The following is a 23,957-nucleotide window of genomic DNA, read 5'->3' as shown; positions in this document are numbered from 1 at the left end:
TGTCACAGCTTATGCTTTTTGCGCCTCTGATTTAATGTAAGTACAAGCCAGAGTGTTCCGATAAACACAATGATGAGGCCGCTTAAGGTAACAAAGTTGCTGAGTTGATTTCTTGGAGAATCCAGCGTAGAGCCTGCTGCCAGTAATGCCATACCGGTCAGAAGGATGATTGAAGCATTTCGTAATCCAAGTTTCACTGACAATTAAGTTCGTTCCACAATAGATACAATTCAGAAAATTCCGGTATGAAAATGGATTGTTTAACCGGCTCAATAATCTGGAACATTTCTGGTATTAATAAAAAAATGGCTCAGAACGAGCCATTTTTTTATTGTAAGTATATCAAATAACCTGTGTTTTTCCAGGAATTGCAACAGGGTACAAGCCATCCGGTCCCGGCAGGACTTTCGGAGAAGCATCCCAGGCGAGTTTGTCTGGAAACAGATTAATATCCGAATTAAGTGCTTCGTCCCATTTGATCATTTTTCCTGAATAAGTTGCCATACGGCCCATGATGGCAGTCATCGTGCTTTTTGCTCCGTTTTCCGCATCGGCAAATTTGTATTCGCCTTTGGCAATCGCTGCAAAAAGTTCGTCATGCTCAACCTGATAAGGGTTTTTATCACCTTTATCATCATGCTGATAAATAACGCCACCTTTGTAATCTTTCAGAGCTGTTTTCTTGCCATCGAAGCTGTCTATACGGCCTTTAGTTCCTACAAATGCTTCATCTACTTTATTCCATGTACCTTCAAACTGGCGGCACTGGCTGGAAATAACCGTTCCGTCCGCGTAAGTAAGATCCAATGTATGGTGATCAAAAATTTCTCCATAAGCCTTTCCAGTGCGGACCTGACGCCCGCCCGTTCCCTGTATTGATACGGGATAACCCTTTTTAACCCAGTTTGCAACGTCTATATTGTGAACATGCTGCTCGTTGATATGGTCGCCGCAAAGCCAGTTGAAGTAATACCAGTTTCTCATCTGATATTCCATTTCAGTTTGTCCGGCTACGCGTTCCTTCATCCACGGGCTGCTTCCAACCCAGTAAACCTGACCGCCAACGATATCACCGATTGCGCCGTCGTGAATCCGTTTGATTGCTTCGCGGTAATTGGCCTGATAATGACGCTGAAGACCAACAACAACATTCAGCTTTTTCTTTTTAGCTTCTTCTGCCAGTTCCAGAACTTTACGTATTCCGGGTGCATCCGTTGCAACCGGTTTCTCCATAAAAATATGCTTGTTGTTCTTTACTGCTTCTTCAAAATGAGAAGGGCGGAACCCGGGAGGCGTAGCAAGAATTACAACATCCACATCTTTAAGGGCAATTGCCTTCTGGAATGCATCGAATCCGACGAACTTGCGGTCGTCAGGAACATTTACTTTCGTATTGGTATCTACAACAGTTCCGGCAGCATTTTTGTATTTCTTGGCTGTTAGGTTTTTATAGGATTCATCCAGGCGATCTTTAAAGGCATCGGCCATGGCTACAATCTGTACATTCTGGTTTGTGCTCAAAGCCTGAGCCGCTGCACCTGTACCTCTTCCTCCACAGCCGATCAATGCAACTTTGATGGTTTCATCTACCGAACTGTTGAAGCCGTGACCCGTCAAGGGGTTCAGCAGGGCGCCGCCGGCGATCAGGCCGGATGCTTTCAGGAAATTGCGTCTATTTTGTTCCATTATTTTACATTAAGAGTTTGAATATAATCAGTAATCTTCAATCAGTTTTGGACTGTAATACGCTTTGATTTCCTCGGCAGACGGCGTTTTAACCGGCCTTACCAAGCGGAATCCGACAAAAGATGCGCTTGTCATCCACCATTCGCTTTTAGGAAGCTGGGGATCGAGAATTTTCCATTCCGGTTTTGATGGCGTACGTGCTGCACTGCGCAGGTCGGCAGGCTCATCGTCCCACGATCCGCCGCGAACAGCAGTCGGGTAAAGTTCAGTTACCAGTGCATATGCTTCGCCGGCAGGCTTTTTGGAATAATAATCCGGAATATACTGATCCAGTGTCCATTCCATCACATTTCCGTGCATATCATGTAATCCGTAAGCATTCGGTTTTTTCTGGCCGATTTTCTTGTAAGCTGCATCGCTGTTTTTACGGTGCCATGCATATTCATCCAGTTTGGCGGCGTCATCTCCGAAAGAGTAGGCTGTTTTGGAGCCGGCGCGGCATGCATATTCCCATTCTGCTTCGGTCGGCAGGCGGTAAAAAACACCTGTTTTTTCGTAAAGCCACTTGCAGAAATGAATCGCTGCGTATTGCGTCATGTTAATGGCAGGATAACCCGCTCTTCCCATACCAAACGACATATCGACGTAGGGCGGGCTAGGGCGCGTGCTTGCATCCGTTTTCTGAACACTTTTTTCAGTATCAGGATGGCGTGCAGCCATTTCCTTTTCCATGTTTTTAAAAGTATACAAATCGTAAATATCCCAGATCACTTCGTGTTTCCCCATCCAGAAAGGTTCGATTTTTACTTTGTGCTGGGGACCTTCATCTGCTTTGTGCCCTTTTTCCGAGGCAGGGCTGCCCATCATAAATTCACCGCCCGGAATGGCCACCATGTCATAGACCTGCGGGCTGCCTCCGATTTTTTGTGTATAATTCTTGAAATTAGCGTCTTGCGCTACGACATTGAAACTGAGGAAAACGGTTGAGATTAGGTAAAATAACTTGTTGGACATGATTGAATAACGTGTTCTATGGAACCATATAACTAAATATAAAGAGCAATATTATGGTATTTACCCTATGAAAACGAATTTTTTCTTTGTTGTTTAATATCTGTCCTAACTTTGCAGATATAGAATTTTTATTTTGACCATGAATTATCTTTCAGCAGAAAATATAGCAAAGTCATTTGGTGATCAGTGGCTTTTTAAAAATGTCAGTTTCGGAATAAGCAGAGGGGATAAAGTAGCCCTTATTGGAACAAACGGAACGGGAAAAACGACTTTTCTAAATATTCTTACAGGTAAGATACCGGCGGACGAAGGCGAAGTAAGCATCCGTAAAGACATCCGTGTGGGCTATCTCGACCAAAGCCCTGCATTCGATGAAACCTTGCCGGTTATGGAAGTGATTTTTTCGTCCAATAACCCGATTGCACAGGTTGTAAAAAGGTATGAACATGCCATTGAAACGGATAATCACGATGCGCTTTCGGAAGTAATGGAGGAAATGGACAAGTTCAACGCGTGGGATTTTGAATACAGAACAAAGGAAATTCTTGGCCGTCTGGGCATTCACAATACCGAAAACCTGTACGGAACATTGTCCGGAGGCCAGCGCAAGCGGGTTGCAATGGCCAAAGTTTTGCTTGAAGATCCGGATTTGCTTATTCTGGATGAACCGACCAACCATCTGGACCTGGATACGGTGGAATGGCTGGAAAATTACCTGAATACGTCCAACACCACACTTCTGGTTGTAACACACGACCGTTATTTTCTGGATACCGTTTGCAATCAGATGCTGGAACTGGATCATGGCTCGGCTTATACCTATAAAGGAAATTACACGTATTTTCTGGAAAAGAAAGCCGAACGGGAGGAAATGGAAGCGGCCGGCATTGACAAGGCACGCAACCTCATGCGAAAGGAACTGGACTGGATCCGCCGGCAGCCCAAGGCAAGAGGAACCAAAGCCAAATACCGCGTGGATGCTTTTGAAGAACTGAAGGAAAAAGCAAGCCAGAAGAAATTTGACACCCAGATGGAACTGAACGTCAGGACTTCAAGGCTGGGAAGTAAGATTATCGAGCTGGATCATGTCAGCAAAGGATTTGATAATCGTCAGCTGATCAAAGATTTTGAATATACTTTCCGCAAAGGCGACCGTATCGGGATCGTCGGACAGAACGGTATGGGTAAATCGACGCTGCTCAATATGATCACCGGCGAACTGCAGCCCGACAAAGGCCAGATTACCAAAGGAGAAACGGTTCAGTTTGGTTATTACAAGCAGACGGATCTTGTCTTTAATGAAAATCAGCGGGTTATTGATATTGTAAAAGACGTGGCCGAAGTGGTGCAGCTTGGAACGGGCGAAACGGTTACGGTCGGGCATCTTTTGCAGGCTTTTCTGTTTTCACCTTCCAAACAGTACGATTTTATCTCCAAACTGAGCGGTGGTGAAAAACGCAGATTGCAGCTTTTACTGATCCTGATCAAACAGCCCAATTTCCTGATTCTGGATGAACCTACAAATGATCTGGATATTGCCAGTCTGAACGTACTGGAAGAATTTCTGCTGAACTTTCCGGGCTGTCTTGTGATCGTGTCTCACGACCGGTACTTTCTGGATCGTCTTGTGCAGCATATTTTTGTTTTTGAGGGAGAAGGAGAAATCAGCGATTTTCCGGGAAATTATACAGAGTTGCGCGATTATCAGGATGAACAAGAGGCCGAGAAAAAGAGTACAGCTTCAGTTCCTGCCAAAAGTGTTACTGCGCCTGTTGCAGAGCCGGTAAAAGAAACAGCGCCTGCCACTTCCGTATCTAAGCGGAAACTGAGTTACAAAGAACAGAAGGAAATGGAGCAGCTGGAAACCGAGATTGCTCAAATGGAGAAACAAAAGGTACAATTGGTGGAAAAGCTGAATGCAGGAGGTTCGCACGATGAGCTTGCAAAATGGTCAAGGCAAATAGAGGAAATTACCGGCAGTCAGGCGGACAAGGAAATGCGCTGGCTTGAACTGTCAGAAAATGCCTAAATTTGGCAGGATCAAGTCCATGGCCATCATGGAACCGAGTCGAAAGCATGAATTTTTTATAATCAGGCAATTGCTTGAAATTGATTGGGAACAACAGTTTTAACAACACACGGTTTATTGAATATTCACTTTCCCGAAAGCTAATTGCCAGAACTACTTAGCGTTACTTACAAATGAATTCAGTTGTTGATTTTTTCCAGTATATACTTAATTCCGAGGAGTTGATCCGTACCGGAGGACTGCTGGTCATTACGTTTATTGTGTTTGCTGAAAACGGTCTTTTCTTCGCGTTCTTTTTGCCGGGCGATTACCTCGTGTTTCTGGCGGGCGTGTTCTGCGGAACGGGCATTCTGGGTGTTCCTATTTTCATTTTGTTACTATGCATGTTTACAGCGGCTGTTCTGGGATCACTGACGGGCTACATTTTCGGGAAATACTTTGGCGGAATGTTCGAGAACAAGAAGGATTCTTTCTTTTTCAAGAAAAAACACATTGAAACAACGCGAAACTATTTTGATAAGTACGGAAGCAGAACGTTGATCGTCAGCAGGTTTCTTCCCGTTGTACGTACATTCGCGCCGATTCTTGCAGGATTGGTCAAAATGCCTTTTACTTCTTTCCTGATCAATAACGTAGCCGGCGGCGCAATATGGATCGGACTGTTGACGGGCGGCGGTTACCTTTTTGGAGAACGTTTTCCCTGGATTGTGGATTACGTTCATTACATTATCCTGTTCTTCCTCGCGATAACAACCTTCACCGTTATAAAAGGGTACCTGAATGCAAGAAAAGAAATGAGTTAAACAGCTATTAGCTATTAGCAATCAGCATAGAAAGTTACCATTTGTTAAACAATCAATGACAACAAATGACAATCCTAACTAATTTCAATTGCTACCCGGCATGCATCAATTTTCCCCTTCCTGAAACCATCCGGAATAAGTAATATAATTGTTAGCCGTACGGTCAATAGCAGCATCCAGTTCCGGCGAGACGTCTTTCAGGTATTTCGCCGGATTTCCTGCGTAAATCGTTCCCGGCGGTACTTTTGTTCCTTGCGTAACAATGGCACCGGCTGCGATAATCGAGCCCTTTCCGATTATGGCTCCATCCATCACAATGGCACCCATTCCGACAAGCACATGGTCTTCAATGGTGCAGCCGTGCACAATGGCATTGTGCGCAATGGAAACATAACTTCCGATTGTGGTGGCAAACCGCTGATATGTACAATGGATTACAGCACCGTCCTGTACATTGGAATAATTGCCGATACGGATGCTGTTCACATCGCCACGGATTACGGCATTGAACCAGACCGTACAATGCTCGCCCATAATCACGTCCCCGACTATGGTAGCATTTTCTGCAAACCAGCATGATTCTCCAAAAGACGGATTAAATCCGCGAACCGATTTTATAAGTGCCATGATACCTGACTTTATACGTATGAATGACTGGCATTCTTTTTATGATGACCGTAAAATAGTAAAAAGCTTTTCAGCCTTTTGCTAATCCTGACAGAATAGGTACAAAAAAATAAATATATTACGTTTTTGAATGAGTCATATTGGCCAGTTATATCTTTAATTATGAGTGTTTCAAAAGGAAGCTTGTTAATTGCCAAACCATTTCTTGGAGATCCGAACTTTGAAAGAGGGGTAATTCTGATGTGTGAGCACAATGAACTGGGAAGCTTTGGTTTTGTACTGAACCAACTGACAGACCTTTTCCTGGGCGATGTACTGGAAGAGACCATTTATCAGGACATACCGCTGCATCTTGGCGGTCCGGTCGAAAAAAATACATTGCATTTTATTCACAGAAGGCCGGACCTTATTGCCGGAGGCACTGAAATCATGAAAGACGTGTTCTGGGGCGGGGATTTCAACAGTGTAAAAACACTTCTGAACCTGAATACAATTCAGCCGGATGATGTCCGCTTCTTTATCGGATATTCGGGGTGGAGCGGAGGCCAGCTGGATGAAGAAATACGTCAGGACTCCTGGATTATCACGAACACAACATCGGATTTTCTTTTTACAACAACACCAGGCAATTTCTGGCGTGAAATCCTGAAAAATATGGGCGGAGAGTACCGTTCCATAGCTCATTACCCGATTGATCCGCGCCTTAATTAACCTTTTTTTAAATCAGTTGGCCTGATTGAGACCCTGAACGGATTCATAATCTGATTTGATACGGCTTACTTCTTTGGTCAGGAATGTCTGAAGCTGTTCGTTAAAAATCTTTTTGTCATCTCCGGAAAGAGAAGCATAAAGATCTTTAAGTTCCTGATTAATAGCGGCTCTTTCCTGATCAGAGCCTGCGTTCATGGAGCGGATGTGAAATCTTTTAAAATCAAAATTCGGCATAATGGACAGCAGATTACTATTTCAAAAATATATAACACGTTTTAGCCTCCAAAATTCAATGAAGAATCAATTCTTTTTTGTGATATAAATAAACTTCAAGAATCTGATTCGCGCTCCGAACGAGAAAATCCTGATGAATGTTGATGTAGCATATTTGGTAATTAATGCTTGAAATGAACAGGACTTTCTTTTTTATATTTTTGACGTTTATCCTTGTTGCCATTGACTGGTATTTGTGGCAGGGCCTGAGAATGGTCATCCGTAATCTGAATCCGTTGACACAGCGCTGGATTGGCGGTGCATACTGGGGCCTTACCGCAATTACATTGTTTGCTTACATAGGCATGCAGCTGTTGCCGCCCGACTATTTCAAAAGTACGACCCGGACGTTCATCGTTGCCTTTATTGCCATCCCATACCTTTCCAAATTCCTGGGTGTTCTGGTTTTACTGATTGATGACGCCAGGCGGTTTTTACAATGGGTAACCAGTTTCTTTATTCCTTCTGCCGCACCTGTTTCGCTCGAAACCGGTGAGCCTTCCATTCCGCGATCGCAGTTTCTGGCAACGACGGCTGTTGTCGCAAGCGCCGGATTGATGGGGACTTTTGCATTTGGGATTTTATCCGGTGCGCACGATTACCGCATTAGAAGAGTACGCGTTCCGCTGAAAAATCTGCCGCGGGCTTTTCATGGAATTAAAATTGCGCAGTTATCGGACATCCATTCAGGCAGTTTTTTCAACAAAACAGCGGTCAAAGGCGGAATTGAAATGCTGATGAAAGAAAAGCCGGACATAGCTTTTTTTACAGGTGATCTTGTGAATGACCGGGCCATGGAAGTACAGGATTATATCAATATTTTTGACAAGGTAAAAGCGCCGCTTGGTGTGCATTCAGTTTTGGGCAATCATGATTATGGCGACTATGTTCAATGGTCAGGTGTTCAGGAAAAGGCCGCCAATCTCAGAAACCTGCAGAAAGCACATCAGGTCATGGGCTGGAACCTCATGCTGGATGAAAACCGCGCGATCCGGGTAGACGGAGAAGAGATCGGTTTGATCGGAATCCAGAACTGGGGCGCAGGAAATTTTGCGAAGTATGGCAATCTGGAAAAAGCTTATCAAAATACCGGTGACTTTCCGGTAAAGCTGTTGTTGTCGCATGATCCAAGTCACTGGCAAGCACAGGTTTTGCCAAAATACAAAGACATTGATATTGCATTTGCAGGACATACGCACGGCATGCAGTTTGGTGTGGAAATCGGTAAAGTGAAATGGAGCCCGGTGCAGTACAGATACAAACAGTGGGCCGGATTGTACGAAGAAAATGATCAGTTTTTGTACGTTAACCGTGGTTTTGGTTACTTGGGCTATCCGGGAAGAGTAGGGATTTTGCCGGAAATAACGATCATGGAACTGGTAAAAGCGTAAACATTGAAACCGAAATTCCGCTTATACCGTTTTCAGTTAGAATTGCGTTGAATATATACTTGTTAATGCTGAAATTTGATAAAAATGAAAAACCTTGCACCGCTATTTCTTGTATTTACGCTTTTTTTCGGCCTTCCGGCAGCAAATGCAGCTGGCACTTCCGCCAAAGCTTCCAAAATGGAGATGCTTGGGAAAAAGAAGAAATACAAAGGTTACAAAAAGCCTAGATCCAAAAAAATACTGGGAATTTTCAAACGGAAATCCGATTGCGGATGCCCGAACCACTAATATTACATCAAGCTCAGAATTTGTACATATTCAAGAGTAAGCAATGCCGGTGATCTCTGAAAGATTTGTCTGGATTTGCTTACTTTTGTATTTTAAAAACCATCTTTAACGGCATTGTCAGCCCAAGTTGAATGAAAATTAATCTTCGGAATCAGGATAAATTTGAAAACCGTCATCACGGTAAAGATGAGCAGGAATTACAGGAAATGCTGAATACGATCGGAGCAGCATCTCTGGACGAGTTGATCGGGCAGACACTTCCGCCGGCAATACGTCTGCAAAAACCATTGAATTTGCCAAAACCGAAATCGGAACGTGAATTCCTGCAGGGCATTAAAAAAATAGCCTCTAAAAATGCCATACTCAGGTCCTATATAGGAACAGGTTATTATGATACCGTAACACCCAATGTAATCCTGAGAAATATACTGGAAAATCCGGCGTGGTATACGGCATATACGCCTTATCAGGCAGAAATCGCGCAGGGAAGGCTGGAAATGCTGCTGAATTTTCAGACAGTAGTTACCGACCTTACCGGAATGGAAATCGCCAATGCATCGTTACTCGATGAAGCAACTGCGGCGGCAGAAGCAATGACCATGCTGTACGGCCTTCGTCCTTCTGCTAAAAAGAAAGCAAACACGTTTTTTGTTTCAGAACTTTGCCATCCTCAAACCATTGATCTGATTCATACCCGCGCCAAACCGATCGGTATTGAAGTAATTGTAGGAAATCATGCAAGTGTTGATCTTACGAATGAAAATCTGTATGGTGTTCTGGTGCAATATCCCGCCACAAACGGTGAAGTAATCGATTATACCGATTTTATTGCAGCAGCGCATGACCTGCATATTTCAGTTTGTGTAGCAGCTGATTTGCTGGCATTGGCATTATTAAAATCGCCCGGCGAAATGGGTGCTGACGTTGTAGTGGGCTCTTCGCAGCGCTTTGGCGTTCCAATGGGCTACGGTGGTCCACATGCGGCCTATTTTGCAACGAAGGAAGCTTTCAAACGAAGCATTCCGGGTCGTATCATTGGTGTTTCTGTGGACACAGAAGGAAACCGCGCGCTCAGAATGGCTTTGCAAACTCGTGAGCAGCATATCCGTCGTGAGAAAGCGACTTCAAACATCTGTACGGCTCAGGTTCTTCTTGCCGTTATCGCAGGCGCCTACTCGGTTTACCACGGTCCGGAAGGAATCAAAGCCATTGCAGCGCGTACGCATGGTCTTACGCGTTTGTTTGCCGATACAATCCGGAAGTTCAATTACGAAGTTGTTACGGAAAATTATTTTGATACCGTTACGGTAAAAACGCCTTTAACCAGAAAGTTAAGGGAACAGGCTTTGAAATGGGGTATCAATTTGAAATACAATAAAGAGGAAAGTGTTTCTGTGTCGTTTGATGAAGCCAAAACCTTTGATGACACCATCGCACTTCTGAACGTATTTGCAGAAGTTTCAGGTTTTCAGGGCGAAATGGTTATTGACGAGGAACTGGAAATTTCAATACCCGAAAACCTGGTTCGTACTTCCGATTACCTGACACATCCGGTATTCAATACGCACCATACCGAGCACGAAATGCTGCGTTATCTGAAATCGCTGGAAAATAAGGATTTATCTCTTGTTCATTCCATGATTTCTCTGGGTAGCTGCACCATGAAACTGAATGCAACGGCTGAAATGATTCCGCTGACATGGCCGGAATTCGGTGCCATTCACCCTTTCGCTCCTACCAATCAGGTTGGCGGCTACGCACAGCTTGTAAGTGAACTGAATACATGGCTATGTGAAATTACCGGTTTTGCAGCGATGTCGTTTCAGCCCAATTCCGGTGCTCAAGGTGAATATGCCGGATTAATGGCCATTCGTGCTTATCACGAAAGCCGCGGCGATCATCACCGGAATGTAGCACTGATTCCTTCTTCCGCGCACGGAACAAACCCTGCTTCCGCAGTAATGGCCGGAATGAAAGTAGTGGTCACCAGATGTGATGAAAGCGGAAACATTGATGTGGAAGATCTAAAATCAAAAGCAGCGCAATACAGCAATGAACTGTCGTGCCTGATGGTTACTTATCCTTCAACACACGGCGTTTACGAAGAAAGTATCATCGAAATCTGTTCCATGATCCATTCTTACGGCGGACAGGTTTACATGGACGGCGCGAACATGAATGCACAGGTTGGACTGACAAGCCCGGCGACAATCGGAGCAGATGTTTGTCACCTTAACCTGCATAAAACATTCTGTATTCCGCATGGAGGCGGAGGCCCGGGCGTAGGTCCGATCGGCGTTGCCGAGCATCTGATGCCGTTTTTGCCGGGACATGTTAATTTCAGTACACAGCCGGAGCATTTGCCGGCAGGTGAAGCAGGTGCTGTTTCCGCAGCACCTTATGGCAGCGCAAGTATTCTGACTATTTCTTATGCTTACATTGCCATGATGGGTGGCGAAGGACTTACGAATGCTACCAAATATGCCATCCTGAATGCTAATTACATCAAAGAACGTTTGAGCGGACATTATGATGTACTTTATACCGGCAGCAATGGTCGCTGTGCGCATGAAATGATTCTGGACTGCCGTTCCTTCAAAGCCGTAGGCGTAGAGGCAGAAGATCTTGCCAAACGTTTGATGGATTACGGGTTTCATGCACCAACTTTGTCATTTCCGGTGGCAGGAACTCTGATGATTGAGCCGACGGAATCGGAATCAAAGGCGGAACTAGACCGTTTTTGTGACACCATGATTGCCATTCGCAATGAAATCCGGGAAATAGAAGAAGGCGCAGCCGACCGTGCAGACAATGTTCTGAAAAATGCGCCGCATACGTCAAGAATTTTGCTGAGTGAAAACTGGAACCGTTCTTACAGCCGCGAAAAAGCCGCATTTCCTTTGCCGCATTTACGGTTTAACAAGTTCTGGCCAAGTGTAAGCCGCGTAGACAGCGCTTACGGAGACCGTAATCTGATCTGCTCATGCATTCCGGTGGAAGCTTATTCCGAAGCCGAGGCAAACTGATTTAATCAAATCCGGACATAGAAAAAGGGGAGATACTTGATTGAGTATGCTCCCCCTTTTTTTATGAATGTATCTATCTTTCAGGTAAAAAATCTAGAAATGTCTTTCCCCGATTTCTCTTTTACCCAGCATTACTGCTCCTACCATCGCTACCAGAAGCAGAATAGAAGCCAGCTCGAAAGGAAGCAGATAGTCACGGAATAGCAAATTTCCCAGGCTCTCGATCATTCCGATTTGTGAATCGAACTGATCCGGATTGAACGCCGGGATTGCAGTTTTACGGTAAGCACCAAACAGAATTACAAAAACGGTTCCGCCTACAACAGCAGCAGCAATTTTTGTCAGGTTGTTTTTTGTTTCTTCCTGATCCTGCTTTATGTTTAGGAACATAATTACAAAAAGGAAGAGCACCATAATGGCCCCGGCATAAACGATGATGTTCACCGCCGCAAGAAACTGTGCATTCAGCAGAATATAATGGCCCGACAGTGAAAAAAATGTCAGGATCAGATAAAGCACGCTATGAATCGGATTGCGTGATATAACCACCATTACAGCGCTCAGAATGGTAAGAAATGAAAGAAAATAGAAAAATGATACGGACGAATTCATAATAATTGGCTTTAATGCCGTAATTGGATCAGATCAGGGAATGGCTCTTGGAACTACATTTGTTACTTCTCCGCTGGCTTTTTTCAGGTCCAGAACACGTGCTTCTTCTTTGGTCCATGCCTCGCGTGTGTAGCGGTTATTCATGTCTTCCACCAGCAAATCTTTTCCCCAGATAACCTGATCACGATCAGCAAAGACCGGAATGAATTCATCATGGCGAAGATATACAGCCTGTTTCGGGCATGCTTCCTCACATAGGCCGCAGAAAATACACCTGAGCATATTTACTTCGTACACGGCCGCATATTTTTCTTCACGGTACAGGTTTTCTTCACCCTTTTCACGTTCGGCTGCAATCATCGAAATGGCTTCAGCAGGACAGGCAACGGCACACAATCCGCATGCGGTGCAGCGTTCCCTGCCATCTTCATCCCTTTTGAGAATGTGTCTTCCTCTGAAAACAGGGCCAAGATATCTTTTAACTTCCGGATATTGAATGGTAACTTTTTTAGCAAAAAAGTGCTTGATGGTGATCGCCAGACCAGTTGCAATAGCTGGCAGGTATGCACGCTCCATCAGCGTCATTTCTTTATTGCTTACTTGCTTTGAGCGGTTTGTCAATTGCATAGCAATACATTTTAATTTAATTCAGCCAGGCAGTAATTGCAGGTTTGAGAAACAACACTGCAGCACCTGTAATAATAATATTGAAAATAGCCAATGGAATCAATTTTTTCCAACCCAGATTCATCAGCTGATCGTAACGGAAACGCGGAATGGTCCAGCGTACCCACATATAAAAGAATATAAAGAACAGCGTTTTTCCGAAGAATACCGCAGTTCCGATCAGCGTTGCAATGTTATGGCCTGTCTGGGTTCCAAACGCATCTGTAAGCTGAGTATAAACCCAATCCATTCCGGGATAGTTATAACCGCCGAAATACAGAACGGAAATAATCGCCGAGGAAACAAACATGTTGATGTATTCTGCAAACAGGTAAAAACCCAGTTTCATACTTCCGTATTCCGTATGGTAACCGCCTACAAGCTCTGTTTCACATTCAGGAAGGTCAAAAGGAACACGGTTACATTCTGCGAAAGAACAGGTTATGAAAATAATAAAACCCAGTGGCTGGTAAAAAATGTTCCAGTTACCGCCGTGCTGTTGTGAAACAATTTCACCCAGTGAAAGCGAGCTGCTCATCATCAGGATCGCAATCAGCGATAAACCCATAGCCACTTCATAACTGATATTTTGCGAAGCTGCCCGGATGGCACCCAGAAGAGAAAATTTGTTATTGGAAGCCCATCCGCCGACCATAATTCCGTAAACGCCAAGCGCCACAACACCAAAAACATAAAGTATCCCGATATTGGATTCAACGCCCTGAAGATTTACTTCGTGTCCGTTAAACCGGAATGTGCTTCCGAATGGGATTACGGCACTGGCCAGAAGCGCAGTGAGCATGGCAAGGCACGGACCCGCAATGAAGAGCCATTTGTTGGCAAGTGCAGGAATAAAATCTTCTTTAAAAAACATTTTGCCCGCATCTGCCAGTGGCTGCAGCAATCCGCCCGGTCCTGCCCGGTTAGGTCCCATGCGGTCTTGTATGAATCCAGCTACTTTACGCTCTGCCCATGTAGAATACATCGCAATGAGCAGGGTAAGCACAAAAACAACAAAAATTGTCGCAGTTTTAATTGAAAACTCTATTAAATCCATTTTTTAAACGTAGTTGAATAATTTGTTGTCAGTACTGCATCAATTGTTTTTGGCCAGCAAAGATCTGTGATTTGCCTTGTCATTATTTTCTATGCTCTGATGACGAACAACTTCCTCATCCGTAACATATTCACGCGAATCATCAATTTTCTTATACTGGCTTTCAGCGAGTTTCAGTGCAAAATCAGGATTTTTAACCAGGTCCGAACGGTATTTATTCGTTGAAATAACAGAGCTTCTTTTTACTTTCGTTGGTCCTTCCAGTACCCAGTCACTTGTTTTTTTCTTTTCAAAACGGCACGTGTTGCAGATAAAGTCATTGACCTCACCCCATGTATTTTTTCGTGCAGTAATCCGGATCACTTCTTCGCCACGGTACCAAAGCGTTACTTTTCCGCAGCATTTATCGCAATCTCTGTGCGCATCTTCCGGCTTTGTAAACCAGACTCTGTTTTTAAAGCGGTATGTTTTATCCGTAAGAGCGCCAACGGGACAAACGTCGATTACATTTCCGGAAAAATCGTTATCGATTGCCTTTTCGATGTAAGTACTGATTTCCGATGCATCTCCGCGGTTCATTACGCCATGCACACGCTTGTCTGTAATCTGATCTGCCGTGTAAACGCAGCGGTAGCAAAGGATGCATCGCGTCATATGCAGCTGAACATAAGGACCTATGTCAATTTTGTCGAAAGTCCTTCTGTCTTCTTCATAGCGGGTTTTGGCAGAACCGTGTTCAAAGGCAAAATCCTGAAGGTGGCATTCACCGGCCTGATCACAGATCGGGCAGTCAAGTGGATGATTGATCAGCAGGAATTCAACGATGCTTTTACGGGTATCCAAAACAGCCTGATTGGTGGTGTTTTCTACAACCATGCCTTCCTGAACCTGCGTGATGCAGGATGGAACCAGTTTCGGCATCGGACGCGGATCTTTTGCAGAACCCTGCGCAACTCTTACAAGGCATGCACGGCATTTACCGCCGGATGTCGGCAACGGTTTATAGTAGCACATTGCCGGTGGCACCAGCGCAGATTGAGAAGCATCAGCTTCGGCAATTTTACGTGCAGCCTGCATAATGGTGGTGCCGGGCTCTACTTCGACTTCAATGCCGTCAAAAGTGATTTTTATCAGTTGAGGTTTTATTTCTTCCATGCCAAATAACTATTCACAATTCTATAGTTTGTTTGCTTCATATATATCGAATGAGCCAATTGTGGAATTATACTTTAAAGTAGTTCCAAAATCGTAATTTAGTATATTAACGGGTACACTTCCCTTCTTTGAAATTACATATTTGATTTCCTTTTTCCTAACCATGCTTCGGAACTTGTCGTAATTGAAAGTACCGTTCCGGTCAGCGAGGTAAACGAGATCTGCAAAAGGGATCAGGGCATTCCTGACCAAAAAATGATTCAGAAGATAACCGCCGAAACTTCCTTCTCCTGCTCCGGGGCATACATAAACCCATTCATTTTCCTTTAACTTTTTATCGTGATAAAGATACTCGGATACCTTTCGTTCTTCAATATAGTGGCTTACAAAATTTTCATTGCTGGATGCATTGTACTTCATAAACAAAAATATTGTACAATGCATAAACGCCAGAACAAGGTACAGCGATAATCCGGACCTTAAAAAATCATTGTTGAAAATATGCCGGTTTGCCGCATCACAGGTAAATAAAGTAATCTGCACCACCGCTGTAAGCATATAATCCTGATAATAACCGACGCCTGCACCTATTTTAAAAGCGGTTGTTGTTGAAAATACAAAAAACATAAAACAACATAGAGTCAAAAACAGGTAAAAGTCGGAAGGCTTGTAATAAAGTATGTAGGCACTTACGATGATGTTGATGACAATCAAAGGCGCAAACTGCAATAGCCAGTGCTGAAGTGTCCAGTCATAAAACCAGCCCCAGCTGGCAGAATTCGCAACGCCTCCGATGATGTTTGTAAAAAACAGATCTACGCTGTTGATCGGCAAAAGCAACAGATAAAATCCGAAAACGGCCAGTCCAAAGACAGTCAGCGTAAATAACGTTTTCCATTGCTTTGTACATAACCAGAATAAACCCAGTGAAATGGACAAAATGGCGCCGCTTTGCTTGACAAAAAAAGCCGATACGGCTATAAAGATTGCCACGTACCACCCGTATTGATTTCCGGTACCGCTCAATGCGTAATAAACGCTACAGATAAAAAGGGCAGTCAGCAGCACAAGTAAACTGTCCGGCCGCGATGTAGTCAGAAACCAGAAGCTTAGCACATGAAAAACATACAATGCTGCTAGAATTCCTGCTATTTTCTTTTTTGTAATCCGGAAAATCAGTAAACCTGCAACGGATACAGCCAAAATTGTAAAAACATTTGAAAAGAACCTGCTTGCAAGATATATCTTGTGTACCTCGGCAGCATGCCAGTTTGCCAATTTGCAGAAAAATGCGACCATACAGAAGTAAAGCGGCGTATACTGCGTTAGACGAAAAGGGGCATTTTCCGGATCGCGGTAAATGGCATTTCCGTCAACAAGAAGCTGGATAGGAGCGATGCTGCTGCCCTCGCTTCCGGAAATATCAGGATGATAACTGATTGAAGCCTTGATTTTAATGGCAACAAGAATTACAAAACTGATCAGTCCGAAAACAAGAGAAATTGATAATGAATTGTTTTTAATCCAAAGCAGGGTTTTGTTCAAATTCATTATACCAGTGCCATTTCTCCCTGATATACAGCACCCGGCTGCGACGCTTCCAGCGGATTGGTTATATGCCACATGAATTCGTCCCTGAAATGACGGATTGCGCTGGCAACAGGCCACGCAGCCGCGTCTCCCAAAGGACAGATTGTATTGCCTTCTATTTTCTTGGAAATATCGACAAGCAGATCAATATCGTGCATGCTGCCATGCCCATGCTCGATCCGGTGCAGTACTTTTTCCATCCAGCCGGTTCCTTCACGGCATGGACTGCATTGTCCGCACGATTCATGGTGATAAAAACGGGAAAAATTCCATGTATTTCGTACGATACAGGCTGTTTCATCAAAAACAATAAACCCGCCTGAACCCAGCATGGTGCCCGTTGCAAATCCGCCGTCAGACAAAGATTCATATGACATCAGACGATCTTCGCCATTGGCCGTTTTTGTAATCAGATTTGCAGGAAGAATGGGCACGGAAGAACCGCCTGCAACCAGTGCTTTCAGATAATGTCCTTTTCTGATACCGCCGCAATATTCGTCCGAGTTCAGGAATTCATCAACGCTTAGTCCAAGTTCAATCTCGTAAACACCCGGTTTCTGGATGTGTCCTGATGCAGAAATCAGTTTTGTGCCCGTACTCCGTCCGATTCCAATTGCTGCATACGCATCGCCGCCGTTATTGATAATCCACGGCATATTGGAAATAGATTCCACGTTATTGACGACCGTAGGGCTCTGATATAATCCTTTTACTGCCGGGAACGGAGGTTTGTTTCTCGGATTGCCTCTTTTGCCTTCAAGCGATTCCAGCAATGCCGTTTCTTCTCCGCATATGTAAGCGCCACCGCCGGGCTGAACAATCAGTTCGAGATCGTAGCCGCTTCCCAATATATTTTTTCCAAGAAATCCTTTTGCTTTTGCTTCTTCAATAGCTTTTTCCAGAATCCGTATCACATACATCAGCTCACCGCGGACATAAATGAAAGACTTGTTAGCGCCAAGTGCAAAACTGGAAATGATCATTCCCTCGATCAGCAAATGAGGGATCGATTTCATTAAATGATGATCCTTGAAAGTTCCAGGCTCGGATTCATCCGCGTTGCATACAAGATAACGGGGAACGCCTTCGGGTTTTGCCAGAAAGCCCCATTTCATTCCCATCGGAAATCCGGCGCCGCCTCGTCCGCGCACACCTGATTTTTTTGCTTCTTCCACAACTTCTTCCGGAGTCATGGTTTTTATAGCTTTTTCAACGGCAGTATAGCCTCCCTGCTGACGGTAAACGTCAAAGCTTTCAATACCTGGAATATTGATATGCTCCGTTAATATTTTTCTAGCCATTTGAGGATATTTTCAGCTTACAGCTTATTTACTTAACTCTTCAATGATTTCGTCTATGCGGTCGTTCGTAAGATTCATATAATACTTCTCACGAATCTGAAAAACCGGCCCCCAACCGCACGCCGCCAGACATTCCACTTCTTTCAGGGTAAAAAGGCCGTCCGATGTAGTCTCGCCTGCTCCGATACCCAGTTTTTGCTTCAGATGGCCATATACATCTTCACCGCCCATCAGGCAGCAAGGACCTGTACGGCAATATTCGATGACATGCTTTCCGACCGGATCAAGATGATACATCGTGTAAAAGGTCGCAACCTCGTAAACCTCCACGGGCTCAATACTTAGAATACCAGCCACATAATCCATTACTTCACTGCTCAGCCAGCCCCATTGTTCCTGTGCAACGTGCAGAACAGGCAAAAGAGCTGATTTCTGCCGGCCCTCGGGATAACGTGCAATGATTTCTTTTACTTTTTCCAGTCGTTCCGGTGTAAACGCAACAAGATTAGGGATTTCCGTCATTTCTTAATATAGTCTTTGAAACAAGTTTTCCAACATGAAAACCTTATTGTTTATGGATTGAAGTCCATTTTTTCAGGCATCCAGCTCTCCGGCAATTACATTCAGGCTGCTCATTGTTAAAATCGCATCGGACAATGTGCTGCCTTTACACATTTCAGGATATGCCTGATAATAGATAAAGCTTGGCCGGCGGAAATGAAGCCGGTATGGTGCTCTTCCGCCATCACTGATCAGATAAAAGCCCAGTTCGCCGTTTCCTCCTTCCACTGCATGATAAACTTCTCCGGCAGGCGCATCTATTTCGCCCATTACAATTTTGAAATGGTAAATAAGCGCTTCCATGTTCCTGTAAACTTCTTTTTTCGGAGGAAGGTAATATTCCGGCGCATCCGCATAATACGGCCCTTCCGGAAGGTTGTTGATGGCTTGTTCCACAATTTTCAGACTTTGCCACATTTCCTCATTGCGAACCATGTAACGGTCATAAGTATCTCCGTTCTGGCCAACGGGAATTGAAAAATCAAAGTCCTCGTAAGAAGAATAAGGATTCATGACACGGACATCATAATCCAGGCCGGCAGCACGCAAATTAGGTCCGGTAAAACCGTAAGACAACGCTCTTTCCACTGAAATCGGACCCACGTTTATGGTACGGTCCATGAAAATACGGTTACGGTTCAGCAGCTTTTCAAGCTCTTTCAGAACCGGCGGAAACGACTTGATGAATTCATGAATCTTGCGGATTGCAGTTGTAGAAAGATCACGTTCCATGCCGCCCAAACGGCCCATATTGGTGGTCAGACGCGCTCCGCAAACTTCTTCATAAATTTCATATACTTCTTCCCGTTTCTGCATAACATACAAAAACCCGGTAAAAGCACCCGTATCAACGCCAAGAATGCTGTTACAGATCAAATGGTCCGTGATACGTGCAAGCTCCATCATAATCACGCGGATGTACTGCGCTCTTTTCGGAACTTCCACACCCAGTAATTTCTCTACTGTCATATTCCATCCCAGATTATTGATCGGGGATGAACAGTAGTTCATACGGTCGGTTAATGTAGTAATCTGATAAAATGCTCTTCTTTCAGCAATTTTTTCAAATGCACGATGTATATATCCAATGGTCTGCTCGCCCGAAACGATTTTTTCACCGTCCATTTTCAGAACGTTTTGAAAAATCCCGTGTGTTGCCGGGTGTGTAGGACCCAGGTTAAGCGTAGTCAGTTCCTCAACCAGCTCAGGCAATTCTGTGTTGGGTGAAGGAACATTATGTGGTAACAATTCAATATCTGCCATATTTTAATCAATATAGGTCATCGGCCAAAAAGGGCGTCAATTTTGTCTTCTCGTGTAGCATCTTCCAGCGGAAATTCTTTCCGCATCGGAAAGTAATCCATTTCTTCTATGTTCAGGATACGCCTCAGATTTGGATGCCCGTCAAACAGGATCCCGAAGTAATCGTATGTCTCGCGCTCCATCCAGTTTGCACCTGCAAACAAGCCGGTTGCAGTCGGTATATGAATATCCTGCTCAGCCAGCGCCACTTTGATCCGGATACGGAAGTTATGAACAAAGCTGTGCATGTGATAAACGACTACAAATTCCTTGTCCTGATTGTCAGGATAGTGAATGCCTGTCAGATCCGTCAGGAATATGACCTGATACGTTTTATGATCACGCAAAAATTCGAGAATCGGAATAATTTGTTCCCGGGTAGTTGAAAGTGTCAGCAATCCGTACGGCTCTTCAAAGTCAAAAACCTGATCGCCAAATTTTTCCAAAAGTGCTTCTGCTACCTCCTGATTACTTAGCATAAGGGGTTACTGAATATTATATGATGACAATAGTTGCTGGTACTCATCCGTATTTCTGCGGCGGAGCTTTTCGTTTTGTGCCAGATGCTGGATGTGCATCAAACCGTCAATGATTTGCTCAGGCCTTGGAGGACATCCCGGCACATATACGTCAACAGGAATAATACGGTCTATTCCTTGTAAAACACTGTAAGTATCAAATATGCCGCCGCTGGTTGCGCAGGCACCGACTGCCATTACCCAGCGTGGTTCCGCCATTTGCAGATAAACCTGTTTGACAACGGGTGCCATTTTCTTGGCAATAGTTCCCATCACCATCAGCAGATCGGCCTGACGAGGCGAAAAGCTGGGTCTTTCTGATCCGAAACGGGATATATCATAATGCGCTCCCATGGTAGCCATAAATTCAATTCCGCAGCATGAAGTTGCGAAAGGTAGAGGCCATAAGGAGTAACTGCGCGCCAAACCAATTGCTTCATCAAATGAAGTCGCAAAAAAACCGGATCCGCTATGTCCTTGCGGAGCATCCACTATCGTTACTTCTTTCATAATTTCTCTGTGTTCAAAGTTTGAAGTTTACTCTTCCCAATTCAACACGCCTTTGCGGATTACATAGTAAAACCCGGAAAGAAGCAGTGCCATAAACAACAACATTTCTACAAACCCAAACATTCCTAATCCCTTGAAATTTACTGCCCAGGGATACATAAATATTACTTCAACATCGAAAAGGACGAAAAGAATGGCTACAAGAAAGTACTTGACAGAAATAGGCGTTCTTGCATCACCAACCGATTCAATGCCACATTCAAACGGATCGTCTTTGAGCTTGCTTTTCCGGCTTGGGCCGATCATGTGCGTTACGATCATCGTTCCGCCGATAAAGCCGGCAGCAAGGATAAACTGAACAAGAATCGGCAGGTAATCGGAAGGGAAATAGGTGCTTTTCATAATATATCAATCAACTATATTTAACGTAATCTGAGTGAAAATATGATAATGATTACATTATTTTCAGGTTTCTCAAAATTAGCCTTTGAAAATTTATCAATCAAATTCTTTAGTTTATCTTTTGTCTAATTAGTATCATACTAAATAAGCCCCGCTTTGGCAGGGCTCATTTACGAAAAAGAAGGGTATAATGCCGAGAAAAATGCGTTTATCGGACGACAATCTGTTTGGTAAGACTTTGTCCCTGTCCGGTTACCCGCAAAATATATTTGCCTGTGGAAAGATTGCTTACATCTATTTGCATCCGGCTGTTAAACAATTTTGGCGTTGTATACCGGATCACTCTTCCGAAAAGGTCAAAAATGGTAACTGATGCATCGTTGATATTATCCCGGGCTTCTATGTAAATATAATTGCCCTGACTTGGATTAGGATAAATAACCACTTCGTTCTGTTCATTGGTAATAAATTCCCTTGAAGCTGCATCCGAATAGCATGTAAGTGAATTGTTACCTATTTTAAAAGCTACTTCTGCCTTTGCCGAATAAGTGCCGGTCTTCAGAATTTTGATCAGACTGGCAGTTGTATCACTTTCTGTACCGGGTCTGCGCCATAAGAATTTTTCGTTAAGACCTGCTTCACTGATGCTGGCAGTCACACTGAAAGGTCCAGACGGCTCGATTACCGGCGTAGAAATTTTCGGACGGATAATCAGGGAAGATGAATTTGAATTATCCGAAATGCAGCCAAAAATGTTCTGCGCTTTTACAAAGTAGTTGCCTGCCTCCGCTATTTTTACCGATGCGCCTGTTGCCAGAACAGTGTTAGTCCCTTCTTTATACCAGCTGTAAACATCATTACCTTCGGCAACTGAAAACTGAAAAGAGGAATCGGCACAAGCTTGTTGCTGACCTTGCTGCAAAATCACTGGTATTACAGGCTTGGCTGCATCATCCAGTACAACTACAGACGACAACATGGAATTTCCGACCGCATCTTTAACCGTTGCACGGTAAGTTCCTGCTTTTGTAACCTTGATCGTATTCGTTTTCTCACCCGTATTCCATTCGTAAGATGCAAATCCCGTAGGAAGTGAAATGGAAACGGCATTGTTTTCTGTGACACAGGTTGCGCTTACGTTTGGAACTTTTGCCGGATTAACCGGCGTAACCGTGGAAAAGAATCTGGAATCCAGGCTCTGGTTCCATGCATTTGCAAGGATTGTCAGCGATTCGGTTCCGATGAAATGGGTTCCGTCCGGACGATCCGGTACAAGCGGGTCCGTTTCAGGCCCGGGATAAGTAGGATTGAACGGCGTATCCAGCACAGCATTCTGTGCCGCAACGATGACCGGATTTATACTTGATTCAATATTGGATCCGGCAGAAGTACGGGAAGTACGTGCAATTACCCATGTGATTCTTTTGCCGGTTTCCTGTCCAAGTGTGTTCATGATAAACTGCAGATTATCTCTGTAGTAAGAAGCGGAAGTTCTATAAAGTGCATCGGTTTCACCCTGCATCCACAGAATGGCTCTTATTCCATATTGATTGGCGTAATTTCTGGCGGCTACTCTCAGGTTGGCATACGGCATCTGAGGAGGGTAGACAAAGCCTCCGTATTTATTTACAGTCGGTAATCCTTTTGCGCTGCTCGACCAGTTTTCAATGCCGGTTCCTTCCCATGCCACATTGATAAACACAACCGGAACATTTAGCTTGGCAACCAGAAAATCGCCCAGAATTCCCCAGCACCAGGCTGTCTGGCCGCGTGGAGACATGATGTCAACATTCTGGGTTATTTTGTCAAATGCTGCCGGAACCGGGTCTGTAAGCAAATCCCGTATGTCATTGTTGTAATTGGAAACATATAGCACCCTGTCGTCCTTGGCAGAAGGGCCCGGATAGGCTTTCAGGCCTTGTGCATTTGACTGGCCGGCTATTATAAAAACTTCACCGACACCCAGTCTTGCAAGTACATCGCGTCCGACTACTTTGCCGTCCGAAACGCCGCGGACCTCGATTGTATACCATCCGCCGATCAATGTGATCTGGCCGGAAAAAACGCCTCCTTTCGGAGATTGCTGCAAATCCTTCCATGCGGTTTCTATGCCCTGGCCCGGAATCACAGGAACGGCCCTGATTTCAATTTTATCCATCGGAACACTGAATGTTCCGGATACATCAATTGTTCTTTGCCCTGAAATGTCGCGCTGATAAACAGCCTGAAAAGTGGGTGTTGTTATTTTGATTTGTGCAAATGCTGCGGATGATATCATACACAGCAGCAGTAATGTTTTTGCCCCTATCGGGAGGAATGATATGCTACGCATTTGAAACTTCTGTACAGGTAAATTTCTTATATTCTGAATTATAAAGACAACGAAAAGTGTTCATACTTACTGTTACAAGCGGCCACAAATGTAAATGATTATT

23 protein-coding genes are annotated in these 23,957 nt (G+C 44.3%); 6 read left to right on the top strand and 17 right to left on the bottom strand.

The features are described from left to right. Positions 1-2: 2 nt before the first annotated feature. The 3 genes from FEM55_RS25050 to FEM55_RS22830 form a co-directional block, all read right to left on the bottom strand. Entirely contained in the window at positions 3-152 is a 150-nt protein-coding gene (locus tag FEM55_RS25050; RefSeq protein ID WP_171036639.1) for a hypothetical protein, read from the bottom strand. A gap of 190 nt (positions 153-342) precedes the next feature. Continuing rightward, entirely contained in the window at positions 343-1,686 is a 1,344-nt protein-coding gene (locus FEM55_RS22835; RefSeq protein ID WP_138283637.1) for a Gfo/Idh/MocA family protein, read from the bottom strand. Between the two features lie 27 nt (positions 1,687-1,713). Further along, the gene (locus FEM55_RS22830; RefSeq protein WP_138283636.1) at positions 1,714-2,700 is read right to left on the bottom strand and encodes a formylglycine-generating enzyme family protein; all 987 of its coding nucleotides are present in this window, start codon (positions 2,698-2,700) and stop codon (positions 1,714-1,716) included. Between the two features lie 139 nt (positions 2,701-2,839). On the opposite strand from FEM55_RS22830, the gene FEM55_RS22825 reads away from it, so the two are divergent. After that, positions 2,840-4,729 (top strand): ABC-F family ATP-binding cassette domain-containing protein, encoded by a 1,890-nt coding sequence (locus FEM55_RS22825; RefSeq protein WP_138283635.1) that lies wholly within the window; start codon positions 2,840-2,842, stop codon positions 4,727-4,729. Between the two features lie 173 nt (positions 4,730-4,902). Further along, positions 4,903-5,532, top strand: a complete 630-nt coding sequence (locus FEM55_RS22820) for a DedA family protein (RefSeq protein WP_138283634.1) — start codon at positions 4,903-4,905, stop codon at positions 5,530-5,532. Positions 5,533-5,637: 105 nt separating this feature from the next. Here the strand turns inward: FEM55_RS22820 and FEM55_RS22815 are convergent, their stop codons facing one another. Continuing rightward, a complete protein-coding gene (locus tag FEM55_RS22815) occupies positions 5,638-6,159 on the bottom strand; it encodes a gamma carbonic anhydrase family protein (RefSeq protein ID WP_138283633.1) in 522 nt (173 codons plus the stop codon). A 162-nt stretch (positions 6,160-6,321) separates the two neighbouring features. On the opposite strand from FEM55_RS22815, the gene FEM55_RS22810 reads away from it, so the two are divergent. Continuing rightward, positions 6,322-6,870, top strand: coding sequence for a YqgE/AlgH family protein (locus FEM55_RS22810; protein ID WP_138283632.1), 549 nt, complete (start codon positions 6,322-6,324; stop codon positions 6,868-6,870). Between the two features lie 12 nt (positions 6,871-6,882). On the opposite strand, the gene FEM55_RS22805 is transcribed toward FEM55_RS22810, so the two are convergent. Next, on the bottom strand, positions 6,883-7,104 hold the full coding sequence (locus FEM55_RS22805; RefSeq protein WP_171036638.1) for a penta-EF hand family protein: 222 nt from the start codon (positions 7,102-7,104) through the stop codon (positions 6,883-6,885). 173 nt (positions 7,105-7,277) lie between these two features. Here FEM55_RS22805 and FEM55_RS22800 point away from each other — a divergent pair, with 173 nt between their 5' ends. From FEM55_RS22800 to gcvP, 3 genes are all read left to right on the top strand, one after another. Next, positions 7,278-8,534, top strand: coding sequence for a metallophosphoesterase (locus FEM55_RS22800; protein WP_138283631.1), 1,257 nt, complete (start codon positions 7,278-7,280; stop codon positions 8,532-8,534). 84 nt (positions 8,535-8,618) lie between these two features. Continuing rightward, positions 8,619-8,822 (top strand): hypothetical protein, encoded by a 204-nt coding sequence (locus FEM55_RS22795; RefSeq protein WP_138283630.1) that lies wholly within the window; start codon positions 8,619-8,621, stop codon positions 8,820-8,822. 131 nt (positions 8,823-8,953) lie between these two features. Continuing rightward, a complete protein-coding gene (gcvP, locus tag FEM55_RS22790; protein ID WP_138283629.1) occupies positions 8,954-11,848 on the top strand; it encodes an aminomethyl-transferring glycine dehydrogenase in 2,895 nt (964 codons plus the stop codon). Between the two features lie 93 nt (positions 11,849-11,941). On the opposite strand, the gene FEM55_RS22785 is transcribed toward gcvP, so the two are convergent. From FEM55_RS22785 to FEM55_RS22730, 12 genes are all read right to left on the bottom strand, one after another. Continuing rightward, on the bottom strand, positions 11,942-12,460 hold the full coding sequence (locus tag FEM55_RS22785) for an NADH-quinone oxidoreductase subunit J family protein (protein WP_138283628.1): 519 nt from the start codon (positions 12,458-12,460) through the stop codon (positions 11,942-11,944). Positions 12,461-12,493: 33 nt separating this feature from the next. After that, positions 12,494-13,087 carry a NuoI/complex I 23 kDa subunit family protein gene (locus FEM55_RS22780; RefSeq protein ID WP_138283627.1) on the bottom strand — a complete coding sequence of 198 codons (594 nt, stop codon included), beginning with the start codon at positions 13,085-13,087 and terminating at the stop codon, positions 12,494-12,496. A 16-nt stretch (positions 13,088-13,103) separates the two neighbouring features. Continuing rightward, positions 13,104-14,183, bottom strand: coding sequence for an NADH-quinone oxidoreductase subunit NuoH (gene nuoH, locus FEM55_RS22775; protein ID WP_138283626.1), 1,080 nt, complete (start codon positions 14,181-14,183; stop codon positions 13,104-13,106). A 39-nt stretch (positions 14,184-14,222) separates the two neighbouring features. Then, complete coding sequence (locus FEM55_RS22770) at positions 14,223-15,338, bottom strand: NADH-quinone oxidoreductase subunit G (protein ID WP_138283625.1); 1,116 nt, start codon at positions 15,336-15,338, stop codon at positions 14,223-14,225. 21 nt (positions 15,339-15,359) lie between these two features. Then, complete coding sequence (locus FEM55_RS22765) at positions 15,360-16,889, bottom strand: hypothetical protein (RefSeq protein WP_138283624.1); 1,530 nt, start codon at positions 16,887-16,889, stop codon at positions 15,360-15,362. Continuing rightward, positions 16,889-18,229, bottom strand: a complete 1,341-nt coding sequence (gene nuoF, locus FEM55_RS22760) for an NADH-quinone oxidoreductase subunit NuoF (protein ID WP_138283623.1) — start codon at positions 18,227-18,229, stop codon at positions 16,889-16,891. Before nuoF ends, FEM55_RS22765 begins: the two co-directional genes overlap by 1 nt. Positions 18,230-18,253: 24 nt before the next feature. Further along, positions 18,254-18,751 (bottom strand): NADH-quinone oxidoreductase subunit NuoE family protein, encoded by a 498-nt coding sequence (locus FEM55_RS22755; protein WP_138283622.1) that lies wholly within the window; start codon positions 18,749-18,751, stop codon positions 18,254-18,256. Positions 18,752-18,823: 72 nt separating this feature from the next. Then, positions 18,824-20,053, bottom strand: coding sequence for an NADH dehydrogenase (quinone) subunit D (gene nuoD / locus FEM55_RS22750; protein WP_138283621.1), 1,230 nt, complete (start codon positions 20,051-20,053; stop codon positions 18,824-18,826). 17 nt (positions 20,054-20,070) lie between these two features. Further along, entirely contained in the window at positions 20,071-20,571 is a 501-nt protein-coding gene (locus FEM55_RS22745; protein WP_138283620.1) for an NADH-quinone oxidoreductase subunit C, read from the bottom strand. A gap of 6 nt (positions 20,572-20,577) precedes the next feature. Then, positions 20,578-21,120 (bottom strand): NADH-quinone oxidoreductase subunit B, encoded by a 543-nt coding sequence (locus tag FEM55_RS22740; protein ID WP_138283619.1) that lies wholly within the window; start codon positions 21,118-21,120, stop codon positions 20,578-20,580. A 27-nt stretch (positions 21,121-21,147) separates the two neighbouring features. Next, the gene (locus FEM55_RS22735; RefSeq protein ID WP_138283618.1) at positions 21,148-21,522 is read right to left on the bottom strand and encodes an NADH-quinone oxidoreductase subunit A; all 375 of its coding nucleotides are present in this window, start codon (positions 21,520-21,522) and stop codon (positions 21,148-21,150) included. Positions 21,523-21,730: 208 nt separating this feature from the next. Further along, positions 21,731-23,800, bottom strand: coding sequence for a T9SS type A sorting domain-containing protein (locus FEM55_RS22730; protein WP_229209385.1), 2,070 nt, complete (start codon positions 23,798-23,800; stop codon positions 21,731-21,733). Between the last annotated feature and the right edge of the window lie 157 nt (positions 23,801-23,957).

Source organism: Dyadobacter sediminis, assembly GCF_005860765.1.
Classification (GTDB): Bacteria; Bacteroidota; Bacteroidia; order Cytophagales; family Spirosomataceae; genus Dyadobacter; species Dyadobacter sediminis.
Note: the sequence above shows the minus strand (reverse complement) of the source record. Positions and strands in the feature narration are given on the sequence as shown.

Coding starts and splice junctions, on each gene's coding strand:
- FEM55_RS22820 (WP_138283634.1), top strand. CDS start 4,903: ATGAATTCAGTTGTTGATTTTTTCCAGTATATACTTAATTCCGAGGAG.
- FEM55_RS22755 (WP_138283622.1), bottom strand. CDS start 18,751: ATGACGGAAATCCCTAATCTTGTTGCGTTTACACCGGAACGACTGGAA.
- nuoD (WP_138283621.1), bottom strand. CDS start 20,053: ATGGCAGATATTGAATTGTTACCACATAATGTTCCTTCACCCAACACA.
- FEM55_RS22810 (WP_138283632.1), top strand. CDS start 6,322: ATGAGTGTTTCAAAAGGAAGCTTGTTAATTGCCAAACCATTTCTTGGA.
- nuoH (WP_138283626.1), bottom strand. CDS start 14,183: ATGGATTTAATAGAGTTTTCAATTAAAACTGCGACAATTTTTGTTGTT.
- FEM55_RS22795 (WP_138283630.1), top strand. CDS start 8,619: ATGAAAAACCTTGCACCGCTATTTCTTGTATTTACGCTTTTTTTCGGC.
- FEM55_RS22800 (WP_138283631.1), top strand. CDS start 7,278: ATGAACAGGACTTTCTTTTTTATATTTTTGACGTTTATCCTTGTTGCC.
- FEM55_RS22730 (WP_229209385.1), bottom strand. CDS start 23,800: ATGATATCATCCGCAGCATTTGCACAAATCAAAATAACAACACCCACT.
- FEM55_RS22785 (WP_138283628.1), bottom strand. CDS start 12,460: ATGAATTCGTCCGTATCATTTTTCTATTTTCTTTCATTTCTTACCATT.
- FEM55_RS22825 (WP_138283635.1), top strand. CDS start 2,840: ATGAATTATCTTTCAGCAGAAAATATAGCAAAGTCATTTGGTGATCAG.
- FEM55_RS25050 (WP_171036639.1), bottom strand. CDS start 152: ATGGCATTACTGGCAGCAGGCTCTACGCTGGATTCTCCAAGAAATCAA.
- FEM55_RS22815 (WP_138283633.1), bottom strand. CDS start 6,159: ATGGCACTTATAAAATCGGTTCGCGGATTTAATCCGTCTTTTGGAGAA.
- FEM55_RS22805 (WP_171036638.1), bottom strand. CDS start 7,104: ATGCCGAATTTTGATTTTAAAAGATTTCACATCCGCTCCATGAACGCA.
- FEM55_RS22830 (WP_138283636.1), bottom strand. CDS start 2,700: ATGTCCAACAAGTTATTTTACCTAATCTCAACCGTTTTCCTCAGTTTC.
- FEM55_RS22780 (WP_138283627.1), bottom strand. CDS start 13,087: ATGCAATTGACAAACCGCTCAAAGCAAGTAAGCAATAAAGAAATGACG.
- FEM55_RS22765 (WP_138283624.1), bottom strand. CDS start 16,889: ATGAATTTGAACAAAACCCTGCTTTGGATTAAAAACAATTCATTATCA.
- nuoF (WP_138283623.1), bottom strand. CDS start 18,229: ATGGCTAGAAAAATATTAACGGAGCATATCAATATTCCAGGTATTGAA.
- gcvP (WP_138283629.1), top strand. CDS start 8,954: ATGAAAATTAATCTTCGGAATCAGGATAAATTTGAAAACCGTCATCAC.
- FEM55_RS22835 (WP_138283637.1), bottom strand. CDS start 1,686: ATGGAACAAAATAGACGCAATTTCCTGAAAGCATCCGGCCTGATCGCC.
- FEM55_RS22770 (WP_138283625.1), bottom strand. CDS start 15,338: ATGGAAGAAATAAAACCTCAACTGATAAAAATCACTTTTGACGGCATT.
- FEM55_RS22740 (WP_138283619.1), bottom strand. CDS start 21,120: ATGAAAGAAGTAACGATAGTGGATGCTCCGCAAGGACATAGCGGATCC.
- FEM55_RS22735 (WP_138283618.1), bottom strand. CDS start 21,522: ATGAAAAGCACCTATTTCCCTTCCGATTACCTGCCGATTCTTGTTCAG.
- FEM55_RS22745 (WP_138283620.1), bottom strand. CDS start 20,571: ATGCTAAGTAATCAGGAGGTAGCAGAAGCACTTTTGGAAAAATTTGGC.